The sequence below is a fragment of the Halopseudomonas salina genome (genome assembly GCF_014637955.1).
Lineage (GTDB): Bacteria > Pseudomonadota > Gammaproteobacteria > Pseudomonadales > Pseudomonadaceae > Halopseudomonas > Halopseudomonas salina.
Window position 1 is genome coordinate 251,639 of the sequence record NZ_BMFF01000003.1, and the last position, 24,129, is coordinate 275,767.

The window sequence follows — 24,129 nt, forward strand, 5'->3', positions numbered from 1 at the left end:
AGAATCCTGACAGGCTGGGCGCTCGCAGACACCGAGGCTGTCGACGTATCAATTCTGGAAAAGTCGGCCCGGCCCGGCCAACGATTGCAGATCGCTGTCGTTCGCTGCGCGAAGATCAAAATGGATTCCCGCCTTCGCGAGAATGACCGGGGTGAGAATTGCCAATTGAGCGCACAGCCTGGCAGGGTGGAGAAAGTGTCTGAAACAAGGACGTTTCTGACAAGCCTCCATGGATGGATTCACGGCGGCTTTCGGAACCCTGACAGGCTGGAAGCTCCCAGACACCGAGGCTGTCGACATATCGATTCTGGAAAAGCCGGCTCGGCCAGCGATCACATATCGCTGTCATTCGCTGCGCGAAGATCAAAATGGATTCCCGCCTTCGCGAGAATGACCGGGGTGAGAATTGCAGGTTGAGCGCACAGCCTGGCAGGGTGGGAGCGGGCGCGCCGACTTAAATAAACAAGCAAACAATAAAAAGCCCCGATTCCAATCCAGAACCGGGGCCTTTCAAACAATCAACAAAGCGTAGTATCAGATCTCGACCGCCAGGCTGTCCGCAATCTTCTTCTGCCAAATCGCCGGCCCAGTGATATGTACCGACTCGCCCTTGGTATCGACCGCCACGGTTACCGGCATATCCTTGACCTCGAACTCATAGATAGCTTCCATACCCATCTCAGGGAAAGCCAGCACCTCCGCCTTCTTGATCGCCTGAGCAACCAGATAAGCCGCACCGCCAACCGCCATTAGATAAACCGCCTTGTAATCCTTGATAGCCTCGATCGCAATCGGACCACGCTCAGACTTCCCGATCATGCCAAGCAAGCCGGTCTCATCCAGAATCTGGCGGGTGAACTTGTCCATACGGGTCGCAGTCGTAGGACCAGCAGGCCCGACCACCTCCTCGCGAACTGGATCAACAGGCCCAACGTAGTAAATAAAGCGGCCCTTCAGATCGACCGGCAGCTTCTCACCGTTGTTGAGCATCTCGACCATACGCTTGTGGGCCGCATCACGGCCGGTCAGCATCTTGCCGGAGAGCAGAACGGTCTCACCGGTCTTCCACTCAAGCACATCCGCTGGCGTCAGCGTATCCAGATTCACCCGACGCACACCGGTACCGACTTCCCAGGTGATATCCGGGTAGGCATCCATCGGAGGCGCCTCAAGCACGGCCGGACCCGTGCCATCAAGTACAAAATGTGCGTGACGAGTCGCCGCGCAGTTGGGAATCATGCACACCGGCAGACTGGCCGCATGAGTCGGGTAATCCTTGATCTTGATGTCCAGAACGGTAGTCAGACCACCCAGACCCTGGGCGCCAATCCCGAGTGCATTGACCTTGTCCATGATCTCCAGGCGCAGCTCCTCAACCCGGTTCTGCGGACCACGCTTGCGCAGCTCGTGAATATCGATGGAGTCCATCAGCGACTCCTTGGCCAGCACCGCCGCTTTCTCGGCGGTGCCGCCAATACCAATCCCCAGCATGCCCGGCGGGCACCAGCCCGCGCCCATGGTTGGAACCGTTTTTACAACCCAGTCAACTATCGAATCGGACGGATTGAGCATGACCATCTTGGACTTGTTCTCGGAGCCACCACCCTTGGCCGCCACATGAAACTCGACGGTGTCACCCGGGACCATCTGGTAATGAATCACCGCAGGCGTGTTGTCTTTGGTATTGGTACGCTTGCCGGCAGGATCGGCGAGGATCGACGCACGCAGCACGTTCTCCGGCAGATTGTAAGCGCGGCGAACACCCTCGTTGATCATATCGTCCAGACCCATGGTGGCATCATCCCAGCGCACATTCATGCCAACTTTCACGAACACCGTGACGATTCCGGTGTCCTGACATATGGGGCGGTGGCCAGTAGCACACATGCGCGAGTTGATCAGAATCTGAGCCATGGCATCACGGGCGGCTGGAGACTCCTCCCGAAGATAGGCCTCATGCACAGCCTGAATGAAATCTACCGGGTGATAATAGGAGATGTACTGTAGCGCATCCGCTACGCTCTGGATCAGGTCATTCTGCTTGATTGCGGCCATGCTGGAGTGGCTCCTCTTCTGGGCGAAGGGCAGTGCGTCGGCATCATAGGGAGCATGATGGGTGAAGACGACGCTGCCAGATTCACGGATAAGCGCCGGAAGGTCCGATAAGCGGACCGACCCTGGCTATTGTGGCTAATCGGGTCGCGCAGTATAACCGAGCAAGTTCGAAGGCGTAATCTCCCAAAGGCCCCAATGCGCATAATCAGCCTGTTCAAACGACCAAAGCAGGTTTACAGTAACAATTAGTATCAAAGTGCCATCATGTAAACCACAAAAATAAAGGGATAGCCTTTCCGACATGGATAGCAATGAATCCAAATTTCAGGCGCTACGGCTGCAAAGGTTCTACCTGGCACAGCTCAGCTACGCTATCACCTACGTAGTTATCGGTGCCGCCTGGCTTGCAGGGCAATACAACGCTAGCGGGGCCATGGCCGCGAGTCACGTTTTGCTCGGCTTCAGCCTGCAGGCCGTCCTTTTCGGCATTCTGAAGAGTGGGCTCAACCTGCGTTTCAAGGATCCCAGCCTGACCAGTTTGCAGATGGTCATCGCCATGTTGCTGCTTACCTATCTGCTCGCTTTCAGCGGAGAGTTTCGCGGCAGCCTGATCATGATCTATCCGATCATCCTGCTTTTTGGCGTTTTTCAGCTATCACGTCGCGCCTTCCTGACCCATGCCGGTCTCGCCCTGATTTTGTATGGCACGCTGATCCTCTTCAATACCTTTCAGGATGACAGTACCCAGGCGCTGACCGTACACCTGCTGGAGTGGTTTGTACTGGCGTGTTTTACCGGCTGGCTAAGCTTCTTCTGTAGCTACATACGCGAGCTCCGCAGCCGTTTGCAACGCCGGCATAACGTGTTGCAAACCCATCAGACAACTCTCCGAGACATGATGGGGCAATTGCAAAGCCTGGCTGATACGGATGGGCTCACCGGCCTGGCCAATCGGCGCTATTTTCTCAGTGAAGCGCGACGGCGCATCACCCTGTTGACCCCGGGCCGAAAGGTCGGGATTGCCCTGATCGACCTGGATCATTTCAAGAAAATCAATGATATCCACGGCCATGCCGCCGGCGATGAAGTCCTCAAGGGCTTTGCCGAGGTCGCTCGTCAGAATCTACGCGAAGAAGACATGGTGGCACGCTTCGGTGGCGAGGAGTTTGTCGTCATGCTCGACAATTCCGACCTCGCTGCGTTACATCAATGCATAGAACGCATTCGCACCTGTTTTGCTGGCACCTGCTATAACGTGGCAGGGGCCGAAGTTTATTGCACTCTGTCGGCCGGCCTGAATCTGGTAAGACCGGATGACAACCTGGAAAAACGTCTGAATCAGGCTGACGAAGCGCTGTACTGTGCCAAAGATAACGGACGTAACCGCTGCGAGGTGTATGAAGAGGCTTATGCCTGAGATACGCATTGGGGATATCGCCATACAGGCCATGGCCGGAGACAACCTGCTCGACACCCTACTCGCCGCCGGGCAGAGGGTGCCCTGGTCTTGCCGCGCGGGACATTGTCAGACGTGTCTGGTGCAGACCCTGGACGGCGCCGTGCCTATCAACGCTGTTAAGGGCCTGAATCCGGAACAACGCGAGTCCGGCTGGGTGCTTGCGTGCCAGTGCCCGGTACTCGAAAACATGCACATCAAGCTCCACGATCCCGCGAGGGACGGGCTTGGCGCAAAGCTGGTATCGACTCATCAGGCAACCGAAAACACATTGATTGTGCGGATAAAGCCGGACCGTCCGCTGCGATTCAAACCCGGGCAACACATGGTGATCTGGCTGGATGAGGCCCTGGGCCGACCCTACTCGATAGCCAGCCTGCCAGATGAAGCGGAATTGACCTTCCACCTGAAGCTGCATCGATTCGGCGCCTTCTCAGACAAAATACAGTCCCTCAAGCCCGAAGACAGAATATACCTTGGCGCTCCCGGCGGTCATTTTCACTACGACCCGGACTGGCAGGATAAACCCCTCCTCCTGCTGGCTGCCGGCACAGGGCTGGCACCCTTGCAGGCAATAGCCCGGCAAGCCTTCGCACTGAATCATCATGCGCCAATACAGCTGTATCACTGGCACGACAAACACGGCTGCTATCTGGAGGGGGCGTTGCGAGACCTGGCAGAGAACCACCCCGATCTCACCCTGCACTTGCGGCCCGGGACCGAACTGGCGGCAGATTTGACACAACTGCGACTTGCCTCGCGATCCACACTGGCGCTAGTCTGCGGACCACCCGCATTTGTCGAACAGGTGCGCAAACCCCTTTTCATGGCCGGTCTGCCAGGCCGGCAGATTATCGACGAAGCTTTTCTCAGCCGCCAGACATGACAGTCCTGGCGGTATTGAACGCCAGGAGTCTGCAATGAGTGAACATCTGTTAGTAGATCGTAGTGAAGCCGTACTGACCTTGAGCATGCACCGGCCCGACAAGAAGAACGCTCTGACTCGCGACATGTATAGCGCGATGGCTGAAGCGATAAATGCCGCACAGTCCGACGATAGTCTGCGCGCGGTCATTATTCAGGGTGACGAAAGCTGCTTTACCAGCGGCAACGATGTAGCCGACTTCATTGACGTGCCTCCTGCCGGACCCAACAGCCCGGTATACGAGTTTCTCAAGGCCATCTGCCATGCATCCAAACCCTTGATTGCAGCGGTAAACGGACCAGCAGTCGGCGTGGGCACAACCATGCTGCTGCATTGCGACCTGGTTTACGTCGCCGACAATGCGAAACTGAAAATGCCCTTCGTCAATCTTGGTCTGTGCCCCGAGGCAGGCTCCAGTTTCCTCTTGCCTCGCTTGCTGGGGCACCTGCGCGCAGCCGAGCTTCTGCTGCTCGGCGAGACCATCAGTGGTCAACGCGCCGCAGAGATAGGCCTTGCCAACCACGCCCTCCCCGCCGGCACGCCCGTACACGAAGCAGCCCGCGCCGCAGCCTTGCGTATCGCGCAACTGCCACCTGGCTCCATTCAGTTGAGCAAAAAACTGTTAAAACAGGGTGTTACGAAGGTGGCAGAGGAAGTGATGGATCGTGAAGGCGACTATTTTGCCGACCTGCTGAAGGGACCGGAAGCACGAGAAGCGCTGAGTGCATTCATTCAGAAGCGCAAACCCGCTTTCGCCTGAGTTCGTATTTTCACAGCTCGGCCATGGGCACTCGTGCAGGATACATATCTGCCTGAGGGCCCTTAGCGCTTGATGTTGAACCACATGGTTACCCAGCGGTTGATCTGACCCCAGATCCGAATCTTCAACCGGTGGCTGAAGGGCAGATCCTTCCATGCGTCCAGGGTCCATTCGTGACTCTCGGAAAAGTCTTTCTCGAAAGTGTCCTGCACCTTTGCAGTCAGATGCCGATCGTGGGCATGCAGATTGGCCTCAAGATTCCAGTGCAGCGACCAATGATCGAAATTGCAGGAACCCAGTGACACCCAATCATCAACCAGCGCGGACTTGAGATGCAGGAAGCGTGGTTGATATTCGAAAATCCGAATTCCAGCCTTGAGAAGACGGCTGTAATAGCGTTGCCCGGCATAACGCACCGGTGGATGATCCATTATCTGGCCGCATAGGAGCAGGCGTACATCGACGCCGCGGCGGGCCGCCTTCTGCAGCGCTCTGCGGACTCTCCAGGCTGGCAGAAAATAAGGGGTAGCCAGCCATACCCGTTTTTCTGACTGGCGCACGCTCACCAGCAGGGCTTGCAGCACCTCGTTGTTAAGGCGTGAATCTAGATGGGCAACGCGTGCCCAGCCTTGCACCCCGGACGGTGGTGGCGGCCGCTTATCCCCCCGATCAACCATCCTCGATGCGGATAACCGCGGGCCATCGGCTTGCTGCCAGGCACGCTCGAATAACATCTGCCAGTCGGCCACTACCGGTCCGGTTATTGCCAGCATCTGATCATGCCAGCGCGTACGACCGCTTTCACTGGCCAGGCAGAATTCATCCGACAGCCCGAACCCACCAATCATCGCCATCTGATTATCAAACACCAGAATCTTGCGATGGTCGCGATGCAGGTTGGCCAGTCCGCGCTTCCACCGCAGAGGGTTGTAGATTCGCAGGTCTACCCCGCCATCCCGTAATTCTGCTCGTTCGGCTTCGGTAAACTCACTGCTGCCCAGATCGTCGAACAGACAACGCACCCTGACGCCGCGACGGACAGCCGCCAACAAGGCTTTTATGGCTATAGCTGTTGCCTCACCCGACTCCACCAGATAAAGCTCTATATCGATGGTGGCCTCAGCTTGGGCTACGGCTTCAAGTATTTTCGGGAAAAAAACCTCCCCATCTACCGCTAGCTCGAACCGGTTGTCTTGTCGCCAGGGGTAAATGGGTACTGTCATATCCCGCCTCTTGTCAGGGAATTCGGTAGTCGTCCTGGTCCAGCAGATCGAGCCCACATTGCAACTGGCTGATCCAGTCCAGAAACGCGGCAATCATAACAGGGCCTACAAATGGCCGGCCGTGTTGCGGCACTATCATCGTGGGCTTGAGCGTACGAATCATGTTCGCCCACAACCTGCAGGCTTTATTGCCAGCCATATAACGCCGATGAAAACCCTCCATGGTGGCTAGATGGACACTGAAATCCTGTACCGGTTCGGCGTCATCCACCATCGAGGCGCCCATATCACCGGAAAAGAGAATGCCGCTAATCGGATCGAAGAACTGCAGATTGCCCACAGAGTGCAGAAAATGCGCAGGCAATGCCTTGATGACCGTTTGCCCCAGGGGAATATTCTGGCCTCTGTCAGGCACGGCAATCATCCGTTCGGTGGTGCTGGTGCCCTCGTTACGCGTCAGGAAGCCCGCCGACAGATGGGGTAGAAAGCGCGCCCAGAGCTTGGAACAGACTACCCGACACCGGGTATGCAGAAACCATTTATCCAGGGACGCGATGATGTCGGGATCCTGGTGGGAGGCAAACACGTAGGTCAGATCACGCAGGGGAATATGCCGGCTCACAGCCATGGAAAGGGGCATGTACGTCAGATCTCCACCAGGATCCAGCAACGCGTGCTCATCGTGATCGATGATCAGAAACTGGTTGGACTGGACGCCATCTCCGGTCACCAGCTGATCAAAGCACAGTACCTTGTGCGGCCCATTATCAAACAGCACCCTGGCTGAACTGTTCATGTCTTGCACCTCGCAACTGAGAAAGTGCCGCCTTTATAAATGAGCAGGGCCGACGGGGTACTGACCTGTATCAACCGGGCGAACCCCTGTCATCCAATCGCAACAGTCCATTCACATCTCTGACACGCCATTGCCATAGCCTCAATCAGGAAACAACCAGAGGCCGACCCGACGGAGGTGCCTGATGTCCAATACCGCGTACGCCACCGAACTATCCCCTGCCCAACACCTTATTGTTGAGCTGGTGCAGGACCCAGAAACGCTTGAAGCCGCCCAGGCCCTGCGTTACCAGGTTTTCAGCGAAGAATGCGGGGCCAACCTGGCCGATGCCGGAAGCCGCCTGGACAAGGATGCTTTTGATCTGCACTGCGAGCACCTGGTTGTTCGCGACCTGATTAGTGGTGAAGTGGTTGCCACTACCCGGCTGCTTGACAGCAAGGGCGCGCAGCGGGCTGGCGGCTTTTACAGCGAAGGCGAGTTCCAGCTGGTCGGCCTTCCGCAGCTTCGCGGTGGTGTTCTGGAAATTGGCCGTACCTGCGTGCATGCTCGCTACCGTAACGGTGCGACCATTTCAGTATTGTGGTCTGGTCTGGCGCAATTGATGAATGAACGCCGCTACGAATACCTGATGGGCTGCGCCAGCGTGAGCATGGCTGACGGTGGCATACAGGCGCAGGCTGTGATGCAGCGGCTCAGGGGCCGGTACCTTAGCCGTGAATGGCTGAATGCAATTCCACGTCTACCGTTGCCCGAGATGGACTTGCCAGAGAACGTGACGGCGCAGATGCCGCCACTGCTCAAGGCCTATATGCGCCTGGGCGCGAAAATTTGTGGCGAGCCCTGCTGGGATCCGGAGTTCAACGTGGCAGATGTATTTATTCTGCTGCGCCGCGAACAGTTGTGCCCGCGCTACGCCCGTCACTTCAAGGCCGGTGAACAGGTGGAAATCAACCGATGAGCGATCCGATGCCGATTTTGCGCCGGCTCTGGCGTATTCCGCTGGTGGTTGGCTGGTTATTGATCGGACTGCTTTTAACCGCTTGCGTCGCAATCGGAGACAGGGTTGCCAGGAATACGACCCAGCGCTACCGCAACAGCCTGACCTGTCTCTGGATGCGCGGCCTGATTGGCATATTACCCCTGCGAATCCACCGTCATGGCACGCCGGCTAAAGAGACAGCACTGCTGGTCAGCAACCACGTGTCCTGGCTTGATATCGTGGCAATCGGTGCCCAGTCACCGGTGCATTTCCTCTCCAAGGCAGAAGTTCGCCACTGGCCGGTTGTCGGTTGGCTGGCCAGCGCCGCCGGAACTCAGTTTATCCAACGCGGCCAGGCCGGTGGGCAGACCCTACATACGCAGTTGCGTGATGCCCTGGAGCAGGGGGAAAGCCTGGTAATCTTTGCCGAGGGCACGACAACCGTAGGTGACCGGGTAAGAGCTTTCCACGGCCGTCTGATGAGTTGCGCCATCGAATCACAAACTCCGCTGCAGCCAGTGGCCATTGCCTACCGGCGCGACGGCCAGCGAGACCTGCTGGCTCCGTTTATCGATGATGATGAATTTTCCAGGCATCTGCTGCGCCTGCTGGGCAGTGCACCGATCGATGTTGAGCTGCATTTTCTGCCACTGGTGCAGTGCCAGACGCACAATCGCAACCAACTGGCTCGCGCAGCTCAGGGCGCGGTGGTTCAAGCACTCGGGCTGGTCGAAACGGGCGAGGTTGTCGCAGCGCCGAGAGTCAGATCCTGCGAGCCCGCGAAGGCGATAACCTGCGGCATGAACGCGAGAAAGTCTGCTTCAAACGCAGCATAGTCACGCTCCAGCTCACCGGCAGATCCCGGCAACGGATTGGTCCTGCGCAGGCGCAGGGAGATATTGTCCAGCGCCCGGTGCAGTGAACCGATACGTGCATAGCTACTCAACCAGTCCTGCTCGGCCATGCGTGAAATGACCGGCCATGCGTTGGCGGGAATGACTTCGCGCTGGGAGAGCAGCAGGCCATACATTTCCCGGGTAAAATCCCTGATCGATTGATCAGTGAACCGGTCCCAGTGTCGAGCCAGCAGATGGTCATAGAACATATCGATCATGATGCCGGCGTAACGTCGGCGTTCGGTAGAGACCCTGGTTTTGCTCATGGCTACTACCGCATGGGCATCGGTAAAGCTGTCGATACGCCGATGCAACCAGATTCCCTGACGCACCCCTAAGGGCAGATCGAGCGTGCCTACCGGCCCACGCACAAAGTCGCCGAGCAGGCTGCCCAGAGCTTGTTCAGGGTCCCGCGGACCCAGAAACAGATGGGCCAGATAATTCATCAGGAACGGGCGAGCTGTTGCTGGAGGTTGGCTATCTGCTCCTTGAGCGTCACGATGGTGCGGTTGATCTGCCTGCGGAAGGCATCTATCGACTGCAAGGCCTCCTGGTTATAGTTCTGCCTCTCTTCCATTTCAGTGCGCAGCACCAGTAGCTCCTGTTCGATATTCGCCCCCGCGCCCTCCTCCGCCAGAGCTTCCAAGCGCTGCGCCAGCGCTGCAGTCGTGCGTGACTGCGATGCCAGTTCACCTTCCAGTTCTTGGAGTTGTGCCAGGCTGTCGTTCAAACCGGCTATCTGATTGGCAATCCCTTCCAGCTGCGTGGCGTTGCCGGCCGCCTGAGCTTCGGCCGTGGTAATCCTGTCTGCCTGGGCAGCAACCAGTTCGGCCAACTCGCCTGTCTGGGTTGTCAGCGTTTGCTGGTTCTCACGTTGCGTTTCCAGCCTTCCGGCAAGTTCGTCGTCCGTTGCATTGGCAGCCTGGATCAAGCGGTCCTGGGCCACTATTCGTTCGGCAAGTTCGGTCAATTGCCGCTGCATCCCCGTGAGCCGCTCCTCGCGGGACTGCTCGGCCACCGTGCGGGAAGATTCGGTAGCGCTCAGCTTGCCGGTCACATCCTGAATACGCCCGGCGGCCTCTTCGCTTATGCGAGCAAAACTGTTCTGCGTGGCGACCAGCTGCTGCTGCAATTTGGTCTGCTGCTGATGACTCCAGTAACCAAAGCCCACCAGAGACAGGGTCAAGGCGCCGCAGAGTGCCCATAGCGCACCCGTTCCTGAATCGCGTGACTCCATCCGGACCGGCGTACGGATATTCTCTACCGCGCGCGCATCCAGCGGATCAGCATCATCGGTTGCCCGGAAGCTGGTAAGACCTTCATCTGGATTGCGTTGTTTCATCTAGCACCTCGCTTGAAATGGACCGACAGCGCCAAAGCCCTGCGCCAGAGCGGTGCAGCGCGCCCCAGAGGGATGCATTGAAGCAACTGAAAATTACTGTTCAAAGCATCTGATAGGCTACAGAGCCGGGGTTTCCGGCCACCCGTCGTATTGGTACGTATTCTGCTTGTTTAGTGCCTGCTTGGCTAGAATCCCGGTATTTACCTGGATCGTCCGCAGGGGGAAGCAGCATGTTTACTGAAGCACAATTCAATCGTTCTACACTGGAATGCATGACTATCCTGCGTCGCCGCCTAAAACAGGAACTGGGCGTGACTATTCGAATGAGCGAAGAAGGGGCGGCCGACGCCATGATTCAGCTCAGCACATCAAGCCAACAGAGCGACATTCGCGAACTCGGTCAGCGTCTCCTGAACATGATCCGGATTGAACCCGAGCCTGAGCAGCCAGCCGCTTTTGGCCAGGGTGCTATTGCCTCCAGGCAACGGCTGATGCAGGGAATAAATACAGCCGAAGCTGCGCCAGCCAGTCGGCCACAAGGTCCATCGACCGTGCGCATCTACCGGGGTCAGGTTGTACGCCAGTGATGGTGTAGCCTCCGTGCTATAGCGCCGCAAAAACAAGCCAACCACAAATCCACTGATTCCCGCTACCTGAATGCCCGAGGGGCAATCTCCGTCCTCTTCTGTTGTCGATATGCTGTATCACATCATGCTCACCACTGGCGCCGGCAGACCCCAGCCGTTACCCTTTGGAGCAAGAAGCCCAGCTTGTGGCATGGCAATTGAAACAGGAATCGACAATGCAGCAATGGATGATTTATGGCGCTAACGGTTACACCGGCACGCTGGTTGCGCGTGAAGCCAAGAAGCAAGGCCTCAGCCCTGTTCTGGCCGGACGCAATCGCGCTGCGGTGAGTAAGCTCGCGACTGAGCTTGGCCTGGAGTACCGCATTTTTGATCTACGCAATGCTGCGGCAGCCGTTGCAGGACTTGAGAGCATGAGCGCAGTCGCCCATTGCGCCGGCCCCTTTTCCGCCACCAGCCAACCCATGATTGATGCCTGCCTTGCCAACCATTGCCATTATCTTGATATCACTGGCGAGATCGATGTATTCGTCGAGGCACAGGCACGACATGCCGATGCAGTAGCGGCAGATATCGTTATATGCCCCGGGGTGGGCTTCGATGTGATTCCAACCGATTGCGTGGCCGCTACGCTGAAAGCCGAACTGCCCGACGCTGATCGCCTCGCACTGGGGTTCGATACTCGCAGCGGATTTTCCCCAGGCACGGCGAAAACCTCGGTTGAAGGTCTCAAGATGGGTGGCAAGATCCGTGAGAAGGACAAGATCCGCAGCGTACCTCTGGCGTGGCAGAGCCGGGAAATCGATTTCGGCAACGGCAGCAAGTTTGCTGTAACTATTCCATGGGGCGATATTGCCACGGCCTGGTACACCACCGGCATCGACAACATAGAAGTATTCATACCGATGGCCCCAAGTGCCGCCGCGCGACTGCGCAAGCTCGATAAACTGCGCCCTTTACTGGGTCTGCCGCCTGTACAGGCACTGTTAAAACGCATGGCGGGCAAACGCGTAAAGGGTCCAGATGTACACCAGCGGGAAAAGGCCCGAACCTATGTATGGGGTGAGGCGCAAAACCGTGCCGGCAAGAAAGTTACCGCCCGAATTGAAACCGCCAACGGCTATGACGTGACGGTCCACGGCGTGCTGATGGCAATCAAACATGTTCTGGAAACGGAAAATGCCCCGGGCTATTTCACGCCGTCGAGGCTAATGGGCGCGCGCTGCGTAGAACGCCTGCCCGGGTCAGGCAATATGACCGTCAGCCAACAGTAACGGGGCCTGGATTATCAGGCAGCGGGTCAGAGCCTCCAGCAGCCTCCCGCCATGACGCCAGTAATGCCAGAACAACGGCACATCCACATGCCGGCCAGGCAGCACTTCACACAACTCGCCGCTGCGCAGCTGTGGTTGTATCTGCAAGGCTGGCACCATGCCCCAGCCCATGCCGGCACACAGCATGCGCACAAAACCCTCCGAGGACGGGCACAGGTGGTGTTGAAAGTCGCCCTTGTGACCAATCTCGCTCAAGAATCGATGCTGCAGTTGATCATCCGGGCCAAATACCACCGCCGGCAGAATGCGTAACACTGCGGCGGGATCACGCAACCCTTGATGCTCTCTGCCCAGGACCGCAGCACTGGCGACCGCGAGATAGCGCATGCTGCCCAGCGGCACGGACCGGGCACCGGCCACTGGCTCTGCCGTGGCGCACACGCACCCGGCGACATCACCCGCGCGCATCCGGCGCAGTACAACCTCCTGGTCATCCGTCACCAGATCCACCAGCATCTGCTCGCGGACACAGAAATCCGCCACAGCGGGCGCCCACCAGGTCGCCAGACTATCGGCGTTCAGGGCGATACGTAGCCGTGTTGGCCCCTGCTCGTCCCCCACCATAGGCAGGTCCTGTCCAAGATCCCGCTCGAGCAACCTCACCTGCTGGGCGTGGTTGAGCAAGCGCTGTCCTGCTGGTGTAGCCAGAGGAGGACTTAGACGCAGCAGCACCGGGGCCCCCACCCTGGACTCGAGCAATTTGATCCGCTGGGAGATTGCCGACTGAGATAAACCCAGCACCTGTGCTGCTCTCTCGAACCCACCCTGCTCCACCACCGCTGCAAGCGCCTCGAGCAGCTTATAATCAAACATTACTTCTCCTTATGCATGATAAGTATTATTTGTTTTTCTTATCACATTTAAGACTGCAAGATCCGTTTTTACTAAAAGGGAGAGCAGTAATGTCAGTCATTGAAGGCTATCTGAACGGTCTATTCGTCGCAGCCGGACTTATTATCGCAATTGGTGCCCAGAACGCCTTTGTGCTTGGCCAAAGCCTGAAACGCGAACATCATTACAGCGCCGCACTGGTGTGCATGGTCAGCGATGCGGTGCTGATTCTTGCCGGTGTTTTCGGGCTGGCAGCATTACTGGAGCATTCGACCCTGGCCATGCAACTCGCCCGCTGGGGTGGAGTGGCTTTTCTCGTCAGCTATGCTCTTCTGGCGTTGCGGCGAGCGTTTTCGCCTCAGGTTCTGCGTGCAGATCAGCAACCGATGAGGTCCCGCCGATCAGTGTTGTTGAGCACCCTGGCAGTAACCCTGCTAAACCCTCACGTGTACCTGGATACGGTAGTGCTGATTGGCGCCATTGGCGCGCAACAGCGCTTTCCCCTGTATTTTGCAGCAGGAGCGGTAAGTGCCTCTATACTCTGGTTCACCAGCCTGGCTGTGGCGGGCGCCCGGCTTGCGCCGTGGCTTTCCAGACCTGCCACCTGGCGTGTGATTGATGGCGGCGTCGCCATTATGATGCTGATTGTTGCCTGGGGGCTGGCCAGGCCTTGAACAGAGCGGCACCAACGCCATACCCACACGGAAGGTGCGTGGATAGCACCGGTTTCAGGTGCTATCATCAAGGCAACCGTGCATTGACAGACGGGCAACGTCCGCAGAAAAGAGGCGTCATCGGGCAGGCATTTATTTACAGCCTGCCGGTAACACACTGAATTCGTAATCCAGGGGTTCTTTTTTACGTTCCCTGATACCTGAAATGGAGACAACACATGGCTTTTGAATTACCAGCACTGCCCTATGAGAAATCTGCTCTGGAACCCCACATCTCGGCAGAGACCCTCGAATACCATTACGGTAAGCATCACAACACCTACGTCGGCAAACTCAACGACCTGATCAAGGGCACTGAATATGCAGACAAGGATCTGGTAGACATCGTCAAGACTTCCTCCGGCGGTGTCTTCAACAATGCTGCTCAGGTATGGAATCACACTTTCTACTGGAACTGCCTGAGCCCCAACGGTGGTGGCGAGCCAACTGGCGAGCTCGCTGACGCCATTAACAAGGCATTCGGCTCCTTCGACAAATTCAAGGAAGAGTTCACCAATACCGCTATCGGTACCTTCGGTTCCGGTTGGGCCTGGCTGGTGAAGAAGCCAGACGGCTCACTTGGTCTAGCCAGCACCATCGGTGCAGGCAATCCTATTACTGCCGGCGAACACCCCTTGCTGACCTGCGACGTATGGGAACACGCTTACTACATCGACTATCGCAACGCTCGCCCGAAGTACCTGGAAGCGTTCTGGAATCTGGTCAATTGGGACTTCGTAGCGAAAAATCTCGCTGCCTGAAGCACCAACCTGCTGTAGCCCTACACCCCGCCCCGTGCGGGGTGTTTTGTTTGTGGTCTGAAAAATGACGCCCGGGCTTTGACGCAATTGGTTACAATGTGGATACTCGTCGCTTGAAAAGCAGCTTCAAGCACGGTATTAAGATGGTAGGCAGGAATTCCGCTGACCAATTGATTCTCCCGTCGACCAATAAGTCTGGAATAACAACGTTGAAACTGGAGCGTAGACACAGCCTCTCGATAAAACTCTTGCGCCTGGTATTGATGTGGGCGCTGCTGGTCGGGCTGGTATTAAGTATGGGGCAGATCTTCTATGAGCTTGTAAAAGAGCGCAGCCAGATCGATTCGACCGCCAAACAGATTCTCGCCATGTCACGCGACCCGGCCACGCAGGCGGTTTATAGTCTTGACCGGGAGATGGCTCTACAGGTCGTGGAAGGCCTTTTCGAACATGACGCGGTGCGCTTCGCTTCGATAGGTCACCCTGATGAAACACCCCTTGCCAGCCGCGAACGGCCACTGGTTGACTACGCCTACCGACCGCTGACCGACTGGTTGTTTGGTACCGACCAGCATTACAGTATCGAACTGCATGGCCGCGAACCTTACAACGAATACTACGGCGACCTGCGCCTGACCCTCGATACGGTTCCCTATGGCCGGGAATTTCTCAACCGCTCCATGATAATCATGATTTCGGGCATGCTGAGAGCACTGGCAATGGCCCTGGTCCTGTTTCTGATCTATCACATACTTCTGACCCGGCCATTGTCAAAAATTATCGGCTATCTGGCCGATATCAATCCCGACCATCCAGGCAAGATGCATATCCCGATGTTGCCGGGACAAGAAAAGAACGAGCTGGGCATCTGGATTTACAAAGCCAATGAACTGCTCGAATCCATTGAACGCAACACCCACCAGCGCAGGGAGGCCGAGGCCAATCTGCTGCACATGTCCCAGCACGATACCCTTACCGGCCTGCCCAACCGAACCATGTTGCAGGAGCAGCTGACACGCATTCTGGCCGACGCTGCCCGTCGACAGCGAGGGGTAGCCATCCTGTGCTGCGGGCTGGACGACTTCAAGGAAGTGAACGAACAGTTCAGCTATCAATCAGGTGACAGCCTGCTGGTTGCCGTAGCTGACAGGTTGCGCGCCAACAGTGGGCGGCTTGGTAGCCTGGCACGCCTGGGTGGTGATCAGTTTGCTCTGATCCAGACCGGGATCAATGAGCCCTATGAGGCTGCCGAACTGGCACAGACCATTCTGGATGATCTTGCACGCCCTATGCTGCTGGGAGAGCAGAGCATCAGCCTGCGCGCGACCATCGGCATCACCCTTTTTCCTGACGACGGCGACGACGCAGAAAAGCTGCTGCAAAAGGCCGAGCAGACGATGATGCTGGCCAAGGCTCGTTCGCGTAATCGCTACCAGTTCTACATCGCCAGCCTGGACAGCGAGATGCGGGTACGCCGCGAACTTGACAAGGACCTGCGCGGCGCACTGCAGCGCAATGAGTTCTATCTGGTTTACCAGCCCCAGGTAAGCTACAGCACCCACGAGGTGGTCGGTGTTGAAGCGTTACTGCGCTGGCAGCATCCCGAGCGGGGCCTGGTTCCACCCGATCTGTTCATTCCCCTGGCGGAACAGAACGGCTGCATCATCGACATCGGTGAGTGGGTCCTGGACCAGTCCTGCCGGCAACTGCGTGAGTGGCATGACAGTGGCCTGAAAAACCTGCGGATGGCGGTCAACCTGTCTACCGTCCAGCTTCATCAGGGTGGCCTCTCCAAGCTTGTCAGCAATGTCATGCAGCGCTACCAACTGCCTCCTCACTGCCTTGAGCTGGAAGTCACCGAAACCGGCCTCATGGAAGACATATCAGCAGCCGCAGGTCACCTCAACAGCCTCAAGAAAGCGGGCGTGCTGATTGCGATCGACGATTTTGGAACCGGCTATTCCTCACTCAGCTACTTGCGCGGTCTGCCTCTGGACAAGATCAAGATCGATAAGAGTTTCGTCCTTGATGTGCTGGAAGACGAGGACGATGCCACTATCGTGAGAGCAATTGCCCAGCTGGGGCGCAGCCTGAATATGCAGGTCATTGCCGAGGGGGTGGAGTCGGCTGCTCAGGAGGCCTACATCGTTGCCCTCGGGTGCAACGAGGGCCAGGGCTATTACTACAGCAAGCCATTGACCGCTTCGGCCTTTCGCAAATGGCAGGAGACCTATTCCGTGAGTGAAGCCCGCAAGCGCACCTCAAGCATCATCTGAGGCTGTGTATCAGGCGATCAGCGCCAGCCACAGCCAACCTGCCGTCCCGCCGGCTATCGCCAGCCCTGCCAGACTCCATGCCGACTGCCTGCGCAGTTTCCTGCTCAGCTTTACCTCATGATGGTCAGAAAGGAGAAACGGCAGACCACTGTGAGGTGCTTTGCCCAGTTGATGCACCACGGGTGCAAGAGACTTGGCGCCTATCCGTCTCGAGGCTTCCTGATCTGCAGCCTTTCGGACCCTCTCCCATTCGGCCATATCCAGCTCGCCATCTCGATTGCGATCAAAGCGCGCAAGCAAGTCTGGATAATCGGCCTTCCACTGTCCGATAACCTGGCGCGCCACAGCCTGACGATCAGTAACCTGACGCCCTCCGCCGTGGCTCTCAAACCAGCCCAGAGCGTAAAGAATCTGCCCTTCTTCCAACCATTCTTCGGTATAGCGATAACGCTTGCCGATCAGCCCGGCCAGAATACCGGTGCGCAATGCGTGCCCCGCAGGCCAGCGTCGGTGTCCTTCCCACCGGCGCACGCGACTCGGGTGGACTTCCGCATCCTGGGGCGCAATCCAGCAGATACCCGTGTCATCACGCAGAACGAAGGGTCGCTCGGAACAGCCTTCTTCGACCGTCCGCCATTGGCTGCTTTTGCCACTGCGCCGGTACTCCTCCACACGAAACCGGTACCAGAGGCAATCCACCTCACCCAGTGGTGATATCAGGGGTGTATGCCCACCGGGATCCAATTGACCTTTCAGCTCGACCAGCCCCTGCGCCGCGGACCTGATCCGCGAAGTCGGGGTATCCTCGATCCAGCGTGCTCGGCGCAATCGGGTAAAGGTGCGATAAAGCAGTGCAAGGGTAACCCCGGTCATGATCGCCAGAATCAGTGCGTAATAGCCCACTGACAGCACCATGAAGCCATGTATATCGATCATGAAAACAGTGCGCGCATATCAACATCGGCGGTTTCGGCTTCAGAGAACTGCAGGAGTTCGGCAGGCTGGAAGCTGAACATCCGCGCCACCAGCACATCCGGAAATTGTTCGATCCGCACATTATTGATGTTCACTGCCTCGTTATAGAGCTCCCGACGATCGGCGATACCGCTTTCCAGACCGGTTATTCGCGACTGCAAATGCATGAACGACTCGTTCGCCTTGAGATCCGGGTAATTCTCAGCCAGGGCGAAAAGCTGCCCCAGGCCGGTTCGAAGTGCGGTTTCTGCACGCCCCAGGCCCTTGACGTCCGATTGTTCGCGCGCCTCTGCCACCGCGTTGCGGGCCAGCACCACGTTTTCAAGGGTCTGTTGTTCGTGCTGCATATAACGTCTGCAGGCTTCTACCAGCTTGGGGAGCTCGTCGTGGCGCTGACGCATCAACACGTCGATATTTGCCCAGGCCTTGCTGACAGCATGTTTGATACTGACAAGCTGGTTATATAGCAGGGCCGCATAGAGAAAGGCCACAATCAATACTGCGATAAACGCCAGAGTAAGTGGACTGGTCAGATCCATGATTAAGTCTCCTTGTTATTGCCGGCAGCTACCGACACGGCATGCCTGCGACCGTTATAACCCAACTCGGCTGGTTGTAAATACTGAAATCAGTCTATCCGGTAGACTGGCAGAAACGAAAAAGCCGGGCCATAAGATGGCCCGGCTTAGCACTCAGCGTCGATCGTGACGTTCTCAACTACTGAAGATGGACTCACCGCTCAAACCGTGGTGCTCGAGTATCTCCCGCAAACGTTTGAGCGCCTCGACCTGGATCTGCCTTACCCGCTCGCGGGTCAGACCGATCTCCCGACCCACTTCCTCCAGCGTGCTGCTTTCATGACCTCGTAGCCCGAAGCGGCGGGTAACCACTTCACGCTGCTTTTCACTCAGTTCGGACAACCAGTGATCAATGCTCGTATTGAGATCGTCATCCTGCAACAGCTCACAGGGATCAGTTGCCTGCTCGTCAGTCAGGGTATCGAGCAGCGTCTTGTCCGAGTCAGGGCCAAAGGACATGTCGATAGAGGCAACGCGCTCGTTGAGCCCCAGCATGCGCTTCACATCCTCGACGGGCTTGTCGAGCAACTGGGAAATTTCTTCCGGGGACGGCTCGTGATCAAGTTTCTGAGTCAGTTCACGAGCCGCACGCAGATAGATATTCAATTCCTTGACAACATGAATGGGCAACCGGATCGTACGGGTCTGATTCATAATCGCCCGCTCGATTGTCTGTCTGATCCACCATGTGGCGTAGGTCGAGAAACGAAAACCCCGTTCGGGGTCGAATTTTTCTACTGCCCTGATCAGGCCGAGGTTACCCTCTTCAATCAGGTCCAGAAGCGTCAGCCCGCGATTGACGTAACGTCGGGCAATTTTCACTACCAGGCGCAGGTTGCTCTCGATCATCCGCTTGCGACCCGCAGGATCACCCTTCTGTGCCAGACGGGCAAAATGCACTTCCTCTTCTGGGGTCAGCAGCGGTGAAAAACCGATTTCATTCAGGTACAGCTGGGTAGCATCCAGCTGCTTGGTAAATTCGAAGGCGTTCTCACGCTTGTGGGTACGGGGAGTAACGGGGGCACGCTTGGTTGGGCTGCATTCAGTGGGGCTGCAGTCAGCTGGACTGTTTTCGGTCGACTCGGAGCTGGCCGGCTCTGAATCCTGCGACGACGCGTGGGTGCTGGCGCTCACTTTTCCTTCCAGCGTTGCAGTTTCCTCGTCGAGAACCTGCCCGGATTCCATTTTGTCATTCAACGCCATGCCTGCATGCCCCATTTCGGTTCGATATCACGTGCGGTGTACGCATCCGTAACGCCCGGTGCGCCTTTCATATTATTCGGACAACTTATTCCGCCTATGGTTCTTATCGGTAAGACTACATCCCTGTTTACACCTACAACTACTTGATTAAGGTTACAACTTGGGAAGATAAACCAATGGATCGACAGGCTGCCCCTTGCGACGTATTTCGAAATGTAACTTCACGCGGTCGGTTCCGGTGCTGCCCATCTCTGCAATGGTCTGACCTGAGCGGACCCTGTCGCCTTCCTTGACCATCAACAGGCTGTTGTGGGCGTAGGCACTAAGATAGGTTTCGTCGTGCTTGACGATAATCATCTCGCCATACCCCAGCAATCCACGTCCCGCGTAGACCACCGCACCGTCAGCTGCGGCTTTTATAGGCTGGCCCTGTTTACCCGCAATATCAATGCCTTTATTCAAACTGCCGTTTGACTGAAAACGCGATATCAATGTCCCCTGGGCGGGCCAGTTCCAGCCTGAGACCCTCGCCGGGAGATTTGGGGTGGCAACGGGCTTTGAAGGCGCTGGACGCACCACTACAGGGGTCGGATCTGGTGCGGAAGGGGTGGAGATCCGTGGAGTGGAAGGGCGTGATGTGGATAACGGGGGAGCCACCGCACGGCTACCGCCTTGCGGGCGCAAGCTGATTTCCTGACCCGGATAAATGGTATAGGGTTCACGCATATTGTTGGCTCGGGCCAGCTCTTTCCAGTCCCAGCCATAACGGAAGGCAATCTGGTAAAGGGTCTCGCCTCGCTGAACACGATGCGTACCCGAGGTGACCGTTTGCATCTGTTTGCCACCACCGCGACCACGATCATCTATGGGCACAATGCCCGATGGCCCGGCACAGGCGGTGAGCATGAGCGCGAGCAGCAGCACACCCAGTTGCTTGGCTCCATACACGGCAGTTCTCACGTCAGACACATACGGCCCCTGGCCTGTTTGAACAGCGGATTGCATCAGGTTGCGGTCATCAATCTGTTTGCCGTCCCAACCACTCTAGCGCCAATACTAATACCACGGCCAACAGCATCAATGCCAACCCGGCCTGCCAGTACGAAGGCTCCCCCAGGATGGATTCATATTGCATGGGCCACAGGTTCTCCTGCTGCAGCGCGACGGACTCACCCTTGCTGTTTTCCCGCCAGGTGAGCGTCTGCTTCCAGGGCCACACCATGTTCAACGAACCGATGAGCAGCCCGGTCAGAAACGCCAGCGTAATATGTCGAAGGTGACTCAACAGCCACCCGAGCAGTCTCGAAAAACACAGCAGCCCCGCCACGCAGCCAAGCATGAAGATACCCAACAGGGTCACGTCAAACTCTTTCACAGCGCCAAGTACTGCGCCGTAAAGGCCCAAAAGCAGGAGAATGAAACTACCGGAGATGCCCGGCAGAATCATTGCACAGATGGCGATGGACCCGGCCAGGAACAGCATCAGGGGGGTCGCTTCCCATTGCAGCGGAACTGCCACCGTAATCAGGTAAGCAAACACCGCCCCACCAATCAATGCGGCCACAGTACTCGCGTTCCAACGACCGATCTGCTTTCCCACCAGCCATATGGACACCAGGATCAAACCAAAAAAGAATGCCCATATCAGCTGTGGCCAGGCCACCAGCAGATAACTGATTACGCGGGCGAGGCTGGCGATACTGGTCAATATGCCCGCTAGCAGAACAACCAGGAAAGTCCCGTCGATAGCAGTCCAGGTCTCCCGCCAGCGCCCCTGACACAGCCAGACAACCTTGGCCGGCGTACAGGCCGCAATGGCAGCCAGCAGACGTTCGTATATCCCGCTTATGAAAGCAATGGTGCCACCGGAAACACCGGGGACCACGTCGGCAGCTCCCATGGCAAGTCCTTTGAAAAATATGATACACAGGGAACTGAAGCTGTCCGGCTTGCTCAAGATCGTATGGCTCCTGCCAATAAGGGGACAAAATTCACCGGCTCAACCTGTTGGCGGATAAATGCGTCGCCTTCACGTATCACCAAGGTAAGAAATTGTTCGTGCTGACCTACCGGGATCACCATACGACCACCGTCGGCCAGTTGGTTCAATAGTTCTACAGGCACTTCCGCGGGCGCCGCAGTAACCAGGATGGCGTCGTAGGGCCCATATTGAGGCCAACCCCAATTGCCATCGGAATGTCTGAAAACCACGTTACGCACATCAATGGCCTTGAGTGTTTCCTTGGCCCGCTCCTGCAGCGGGTAGATCCGCTCGACGGTGAAAACCCGCTCGACCACCTGCGCCAGCACCGCGGTCTGATACCCCGAGCCGGTACCCACCTCCAGCACCTTGTCCAGCGGCCCGCCACCCAGCAACAACTCGGTCATGCGCGCCACTATGTAAGGCTGTGACAACGTCTGATTGTGACCTATGGGTAAAGCCGTATCTTCATAGGCCCGATGGGACAGTGCCTCATCCACGAACAGATGCCTCGGCGTTCGGCGCATGGTCTCCAGCACATGCAGATTACGGATGCCTTCCTCGAACAGACGCTCGAGCAAACGCTCCCGAGTTCGCTGTGAGGTCATCCCGATACCGTGGCGATTCATGTCTTCACGCGCAGCCATTCACTCAAGCCCCTCAAGCCATTGTCCGAGATGATCGAAGACCTCGAAGTGGGTCTTGTCGACCCGCAATGGCGTCACCGAGACGTAACCCTGCATGACGGCATGGAAGTCGGTGCCTTCACCACCGTCCTCGGCATCACCGGCTACCGAAATCCAGTAACCTTCCTTGCCACGTGGATCCACCCAACGGACGGGCTTGGCTGCTCTCTGACGATGCCCAAGACGGGTCAGCCGGATACCCTTGATCTGATCCAGGGGCAGGTTTGGAATATTCACATTGAGGATGGTGCGGGGCGGCAGATCCAGTTGATCGTGGGTTTCCACCATGCGCCGGGCAATACTCGCTGCGGTACTCATGTTGTCTCCCTGCCTGCCGACGAGGGAAAACGCCATGGCCGTGCGCGACAGAAAACGACCTTCCAGGGCTGCAGCTACCGTACCGGAATACAGCACATCGTCCCCCAGGTTGGCACCGTGGTTGATACCCGCCACTACCATGTCGATGCTGTCTTCATAGAACGCATTGAGCCCCAGATGAACACAGTCGGTGGGCGTACCATTGAGTCCGACAAAACCGTTTTCCAGTGTGAATGGACGCAACGGACGATCCAGACTCAAGGAACTGCTCGCGCCACTGCGGTCCTCGTGTGGGGCCACAACCACGCAGTCGGCGTAGTCAGTCAACGCACCATGCAGGGCCTTTACGCCAGGCGCCAGAACGCCATCATCATTGGTGATCAAAATTCGCATCAGATTTCGCTTTCCAGTCCGCCGCCCGGCTCGTCATCGAGTATGACCAGCTCACGTAACACCGCTGTCGCAAAACAACCGGTCGGCAAGGTGAATTCAAGTTCCAGGCTATCCGCTGAGGGATAATGCCATGCCAGGGCTTCAATGGGGAGGCGCAAGATTCTGCGTGCCTGTTCCAGCCCGGCTTTTTCCAGCCACGCAGTCAGGACGGGCTCGGCCCCGGTGATGACTTGCTCCATCTCCCGTACCTGGTCGCTGACCGGGAGCTCACCCTGCCCCCACAGCGGGCCTGTCGGGTGGAGGTCCAGGGCGGCCAGTCGGGGATCATTGGACTCCAGCCGCTCAGCCGAGAATTGACTGCGGCTGTTGGTGAAGGCCAGACAATCGCCGGGCAACACCCTGTTCCAGGAGCCATCGGCCACCCGACTGGCCAGCAGTCTATTGAACAACAGGCTACGCGCGGTAGATAGCAAGCGTGAGCGTGTTCCCCTGGCTGGTGGCAACGCCTCCCGCGCGGCCCAATTGCGCGCGTCAAACACATTGCTGCCACCGCGCCCGAAGCGCTGGGGCCCGAAATAATTGGGCACACCCTGACTTGCGATCTGTTGCAGGCGCTCTTCCAGGGCAGGCAGGTCTGCATCAAGTCGATTCAGGCGTATGACGAATCGGTTGGCACTGTGCGCGCCGCGCTGCAATTTGCGGCTGTGCCGCAGGGACTCGAGGCAGCGCAGGTTGTCGCCCCAGAGGCCTGTGAAATCAGGATCTTCCCGGCCGGGCAGTTGCAGGCTGAACCATTGGCTGGTGACTGCCAGCCGATCTTTCATTCCTGCATAGCTGACATCACGCAGTTTGACCCCGGCTACGCGGGCGAGTTGTCTGGCTACCTCCTCGGTATTCAGATTGCGCTTCTCGATCAGCAACCACAGGTGTTCACCTGCACCACTGAGCTTGATGTCCATCACCTCAGCGACCCGAAAATCCTCGGGCGAGGCCTTCAGTACCGCTCGACCACAAGGTTCACCCCATGCGCGGGGACCCAGCAATTGGTTACCGGGGACTAT

At 57.3% G+C, this 24,129-nt stretch carries 23 protein-coding genes and 1 pseudogene; 10 read left to right on the forward strand and 14 right to left on the reverse strand.

Annotation, left to right across the window (positions count from 1 at the left end; all coding sequences use genetic code 11):
• Positions 1-534: 534 nt before the first annotated feature.
• The gene (locus tag IEV54_RS08540; RefSeq protein WP_150278506.1) at positions 535-2,055 is read right to left on the reverse strand and encodes a fumarate hydratase; all 1,521 of its coding nucleotides are present in this window, start codon (positions 2,053-2,055) and stop codon (positions 535-537) included.
• Positions 2,056-2,356: 301 nt separating this feature from the next.
• On the opposite strand from IEV54_RS08540, the gene IEV54_RS08545 reads away from it, so the two are divergent.
• From IEV54_RS08545 to IEV54_RS08555, 3 genes are read left to right on the forward strand one after another with little or no spacing between them, the layout of a single operon-like run.
• Positions 2,357-3,472, forward strand: a complete 1,116-nt coding sequence (locus IEV54_RS08545; protein WP_150278505.1) for a GGDEF domain-containing protein — start codon at positions 2,357-2,359, stop codon at positions 3,470-3,472.
• Positions 3,465-4,397 carry a 2Fe-2S iron-sulfur cluster-binding protein gene (locus IEV54_RS08550; RefSeq protein ID WP_188434387.1) on the forward strand — a complete coding sequence of 311 codons (933 nt, stop codon included), beginning with the start codon at positions 3,465-3,467 and terminating at the stop codon, positions 4,395-4,397. Before IEV54_RS08545 ends, IEV54_RS08550 begins: the two co-directional genes overlap by 8 nt.
• 34 nt (positions 4,398-4,431) lie before the next feature.
• Positions 4,432-5,196, forward strand: a complete 765-nt coding sequence (locus IEV54_RS08555; protein WP_150278503.1) for an enoyl-CoA hydratase — start codon at positions 4,432-4,434, stop codon at positions 5,194-5,196.
• A 62-nt stretch (positions 5,197-5,258) separates the two neighbouring features.
• Here the strand turns inward: IEV54_RS08555 and IEV54_RS08560 are convergent, their stop codons facing one another.
• Together IEV54_RS08560 and IEV54_RS08565 are read right to left on the reverse strand one after the other, a co-directional pair.
• Positions 5,259-6,419, reverse strand: a complete 1,161-nt coding sequence (locus IEV54_RS08560) for a phospholipase D-like domain-containing protein (protein WP_150278502.1) — start codon at positions 6,417-6,419, stop codon at positions 5,259-5,261.
• 13 nt (positions 6,420-6,432) lie between these two features.
• Entirely contained in the window at positions 6,433-7,215 is a 783-nt protein-coding gene (locus IEV54_RS08565) for an oxygen-binding di-iron domain-containing protein (protein WP_150278501.1), read from the reverse strand.
• Between the two features lie 184 nt (positions 7,216-7,399).
• On the opposite strand from IEV54_RS08565, the gene IEV54_RS08570 reads away from it, so the two are divergent.
• Positions 7,400-8,173, forward strand: a complete 774-nt coding sequence (locus IEV54_RS08570; protein WP_150278500.1) for a GNAT family N-acetyltransferase — start codon at positions 7,400-7,402, stop codon at positions 8,171-8,173.
• Entirely contained in the window at positions 8,170-9,030 is an 861-nt protein-coding gene (locus IEV54_RS17470) for a lysophospholipid acyltransferase family protein (RefSeq protein ID WP_150278499.1), read from the forward strand. The genes IEV54_RS08570 and IEV54_RS17470 overlap by 4 nt, the downstream gene beginning before the upstream one ends.
• A 14-nt stretch (positions 9,031-9,044) precedes the next feature.
• On the opposite strand, the pseudogene IEV54_RS17350 reads toward IEV54_RS17470, so the two are convergent.
• Positions 9,045-9,536: pseudogene (locus tag IEV54_RS17350) on the reverse strand (acyl carrier protein phosphodiesterase); the annotation flags it as partial.
• Complete coding sequence (locus IEV54_RS08580; protein WP_150278497.1) at positions 9,536-10,432, reverse strand: coiled-coil domain-containing protein; 897 nt, start codon at positions 10,430-10,432, stop codon at positions 9,536-9,538. The gene IEV54_RS08580 and the pseudogene IEV54_RS17350, both read right to left, overlap by 1 nt.
• Positions 10,433-10,662: 230 nt before the next feature.
• On the opposite strand from IEV54_RS08580, the gene IEV54_RS08585 reads away from it, so the two are divergent.
• Positions 10,663-11,019: a hypothetical protein gene (locus IEV54_RS08585; protein ID WP_150278496.1), complete on the forward strand. Its 357-nt coding sequence runs from the start codon at positions 10,663-10,665 to the stop codon at positions 11,017-11,019.
• Positions 11,020-11,234: 215 nt separating this feature from the next.
• On the forward strand, positions 11,235-12,293 hold the full coding sequence (locus tag IEV54_RS08590) for a saccharopine dehydrogenase family protein (protein WP_223825500.1): 1,059 nt from the start codon (positions 11,235-11,237) through the stop codon (positions 12,291-12,293).
• Here the strand turns inward: IEV54_RS08590 and IEV54_RS08595 are convergent.
• Positions 12,264-13,166, reverse strand: a complete 903-nt coding sequence (locus tag IEV54_RS08595) for a LysR family transcriptional regulator ArgP (RefSeq protein WP_150278495.1) — start codon at positions 13,164-13,166, stop codon at positions 12,264-12,266. The two genes, IEV54_RS08590 and IEV54_RS08595, sit on opposite strands and share 30 nt — an antisense overlap.
• Before the next feature lie 89 nt (positions 13,167-13,255).
• Between IEV54_RS08595 and IEV54_RS08600 the strand changes: the two genes are divergently transcribed.
• The 3 genes from IEV54_RS08600 to IEV54_RS08610 all read left to right on the forward strand — a co-directional run bounded on the left by IEV54_RS08600 (position 13,256) and on the right by IEV54_RS08610 (position 16,934).
• Positions 13,256-13,858 carry a LysE/ArgO family amino acid transporter gene (locus IEV54_RS08600; RefSeq protein WP_188434389.1) on the forward strand — a complete coding sequence of 201 codons (603 nt, stop codon included), beginning with the start codon at positions 13,256-13,258 and terminating at the stop codon, positions 13,856-13,858.
• Positions 13,859-14,076: 218 nt separating this feature from the next.
• Positions 14,077-14,658, forward strand: a complete 582-nt coding sequence (gene sodB, locus IEV54_RS08605; RefSeq protein WP_150278493.1) for a superoxide dismutase [Fe] — start codon at positions 14,077-14,079, stop codon at positions 14,656-14,658.
• A gap of 209 nt (positions 14,659-14,867) precedes the next feature.
• Complete coding sequence (locus tag IEV54_RS08610; protein ID WP_150278492.1) at positions 14,868-16,934, forward strand: putative bifunctional diguanylate cyclase/phosphodiesterase; 2,067 nt, start codon at positions 14,868-14,870, stop codon at positions 16,932-16,934.
• Between the two features lie 9 nt (positions 16,935-16,943).
• On the opposite strand, the gene IEV54_RS08615 is transcribed toward IEV54_RS08610, so the two are convergent.
• The 8 genes from IEV54_RS08615 to truD form a co-directional block, all read right to left on the reverse strand.
• Entirely contained in the window at positions 16,944-17,870 is a 927-nt protein-coding gene (locus tag IEV54_RS08615; protein WP_223825499.1) for a GIDE domain-containing protein, read from the reverse strand.
• Positions 17,867-18,448: a LemA family protein gene (locus IEV54_RS08620; RefSeq protein ID WP_150278491.1), complete on the reverse strand. Its 582-nt coding sequence runs from the start codon at positions 18,446-18,448 to the stop codon at positions 17,867-17,869. The genes IEV54_RS08615 and IEV54_RS08620 overlap by 4 nt, the downstream gene beginning before the upstream one ends.
• Positions 18,449-18,622: 174 nt before the next feature.
• Positions 18,623-19,690 carry an RNA polymerase sigma factor RpoS gene (gene rpoS, locus IEV54_RS08625; RefSeq protein WP_373286433.1) on the reverse strand — a complete coding sequence of 356 codons (1,068 nt, stop codon included), beginning with the start codon at positions 19,688-19,690 and terminating at the stop codon, positions 18,623-18,625.
• 153 nt (positions 19,691-19,843) lie between these two features.
• Positions 19,844-20,659: a peptidoglycan DD-metalloendopeptidase family protein gene (locus IEV54_RS08630; RefSeq protein ID WP_223825498.1), complete on the reverse strand. Its 816-nt coding sequence runs from the start codon at positions 20,657-20,659 to the stop codon at positions 19,844-19,846.
• Positions 20,660-20,708: 49 nt separating this feature from the next.
• The gene (locus tag IEV54_RS08635; RefSeq protein WP_505666455.1) at positions 20,709-21,620 is read right to left on the reverse strand and encodes a polyprenyl-phosphate transporter; all 912 of its coding nucleotides are present in this window, start codon (positions 21,618-21,620) and stop codon (positions 20,709-20,711) included.
• A gap of 23 nt (positions 21,621-21,643) precedes the next feature.
• Positions 21,644-22,318 (reverse strand): protein-L-isoaspartate(D-aspartate) O-methyltransferase, encoded by a 675-nt coding sequence (locus IEV54_RS08640; RefSeq protein WP_150278488.1) that lies wholly within the window; start codon positions 22,316-22,318, stop codon positions 21,644-21,646.
• Positions 22,319-23,068, reverse strand: coding sequence for a 5'/3'-nucleotidase SurE (gene surE, locus IEV54_RS08645; RefSeq protein ID WP_150278487.1), 750 nt, complete (start codon positions 23,066-23,068; stop codon positions 22,319-22,321).
• Positions 23,068-24,129 carry a tRNA pseudouridine(13) synthase TruD gene (gene truD, locus IEV54_RS08650; protein WP_150278530.1) on the reverse strand — a complete coding sequence of 354 codons (1,062 nt, stop codon included), beginning with the start codon at positions 24,127-24,129 and terminating at the stop codon, positions 23,068-23,070. The genes surE and truD overlap by 1 nt, the downstream gene beginning before the upstream one ends.

Bases quoted from the DNA above. Each gene is read 5' to 3' on its own strand.
- IEV54_RS08580 (WP_150278497.1), bottom strand. From the start codon at position 10,432: ATGAAACAACGCAATCCAGATGAAGGTCTTACCAGCTTCCGGGCAACC.
- IEV54_RS08555 (WP_150278503.1), top strand. From the start codon at position 4,432: ATGAGTGAACATCTGTTAGTAGATCGTAGTGAAGCCGTACTGACCTTG.
- IEV54_RS08540 (WP_150278506.1), bottom strand. From the start codon at position 2,055: ATGGCCGCAATCAAGCAGAATGACCTGATCCAGAGCGTAGCGGATGCG.
- IEV54_RS08560 (WP_150278502.1), bottom strand. From the start codon at position 6,419: ATGACAGTACCCATTTACCCCTGGCGACAAGACAACCGGTTCGAGCTA.
- IEV54_RS08620 (WP_150278491.1), bottom strand. From the start codon at position 18,448: ATGGATCTGACCAGTCCACTTACTCTGGCGTTTATCGCAGTATTGATT.
- IEV54_RS17470 (WP_150278499.1), top strand. From the start codon at position 8,170: ATGAGCGATCCGATGCCGATTTTGCGCCGGCTCTGGCGTATTCCGCTG.
- IEV54_RS08585 (WP_150278496.1), top strand. From the start codon at position 10,663: ATGTTTACTGAAGCACAATTCAATCGTTCTACACTGGAATGCATGACT.
- IEV54_RS08615 (WP_223825499.1), bottom strand. From the start codon at position 17,870: ATGATCGATATACATGGCTTCATGGTGCTGTCAGTGGGCTATTACGCA.
- sodB (WP_150278493.1), top strand. From the start codon at position 14,077: ATGGCTTTTGAATTACCAGCACTGCCCTATGAGAAATCTGCTCTGGAA.
- rpoS (WP_373286433.1), bottom strand. From the start codon at position 19,690: ATGGCGTTGAATGACAAAATGGAATCCGGGCAGGTTCTCGACGAGGAA.
- IEV54_RS08565 (WP_150278501.1), bottom strand. From the start codon at position 7,215: ATGAACAGTTCAGCCAGGGTGCTGTTTGATAATGGGCCGCACAAGGTA.
- IEV54_RS08570 (WP_150278500.1), top strand. From the start codon at position 7,400: ATGTCCAATACCGCGTACGCCACCGAACTATCCCCTGCCCAACACCTT.
- IEV54_RS08590 (WP_223825500.1), top strand. From the start codon at position 11,235: ATGCAGCAATGGATGATTTATGGCGCTAACGGTTACACCGGCACGCTG.
- IEV54_RS08550 (WP_188434387.1), top strand. From the start codon at position 3,465: ATGCCTGAGATACGCATTGGGGATATCGCCATACAGGCCATGGCCGGA.
- surE (WP_150278487.1), bottom strand. From the start codon at position 23,068: ATGCGAATTTTGATCACCAATGATGATGGCGTTCTGGCGCCTGGCGTA.
- IEV54_RS08600 (WP_188434389.1), top strand. From the start codon at position 13,256: ATGTCAGTCATTGAAGGCTATCTGAACGGTCTATTCGTCGCAGCCGGA.
- IEV54_RS08640 (WP_150278488.1), bottom strand. From the start codon at position 22,318: ATGGCTGCGCGTGAAGACATGAATCGCCACGGTATCGGGATGACCTCA.
- IEV54_RS08545 (WP_150278505.1), top strand. From the start codon at position 2,357: ATGGATAGCAATGAATCCAAATTTCAGGCGCTACGGCTGCAAAGGTTC.
- IEV54_RS08595 (WP_150278495.1), bottom strand. From the start codon at position 13,166: ATGTTTGATTATAAGCTGCTCGAGGCGCTTGCAGCGGTGGTGGAGCAG.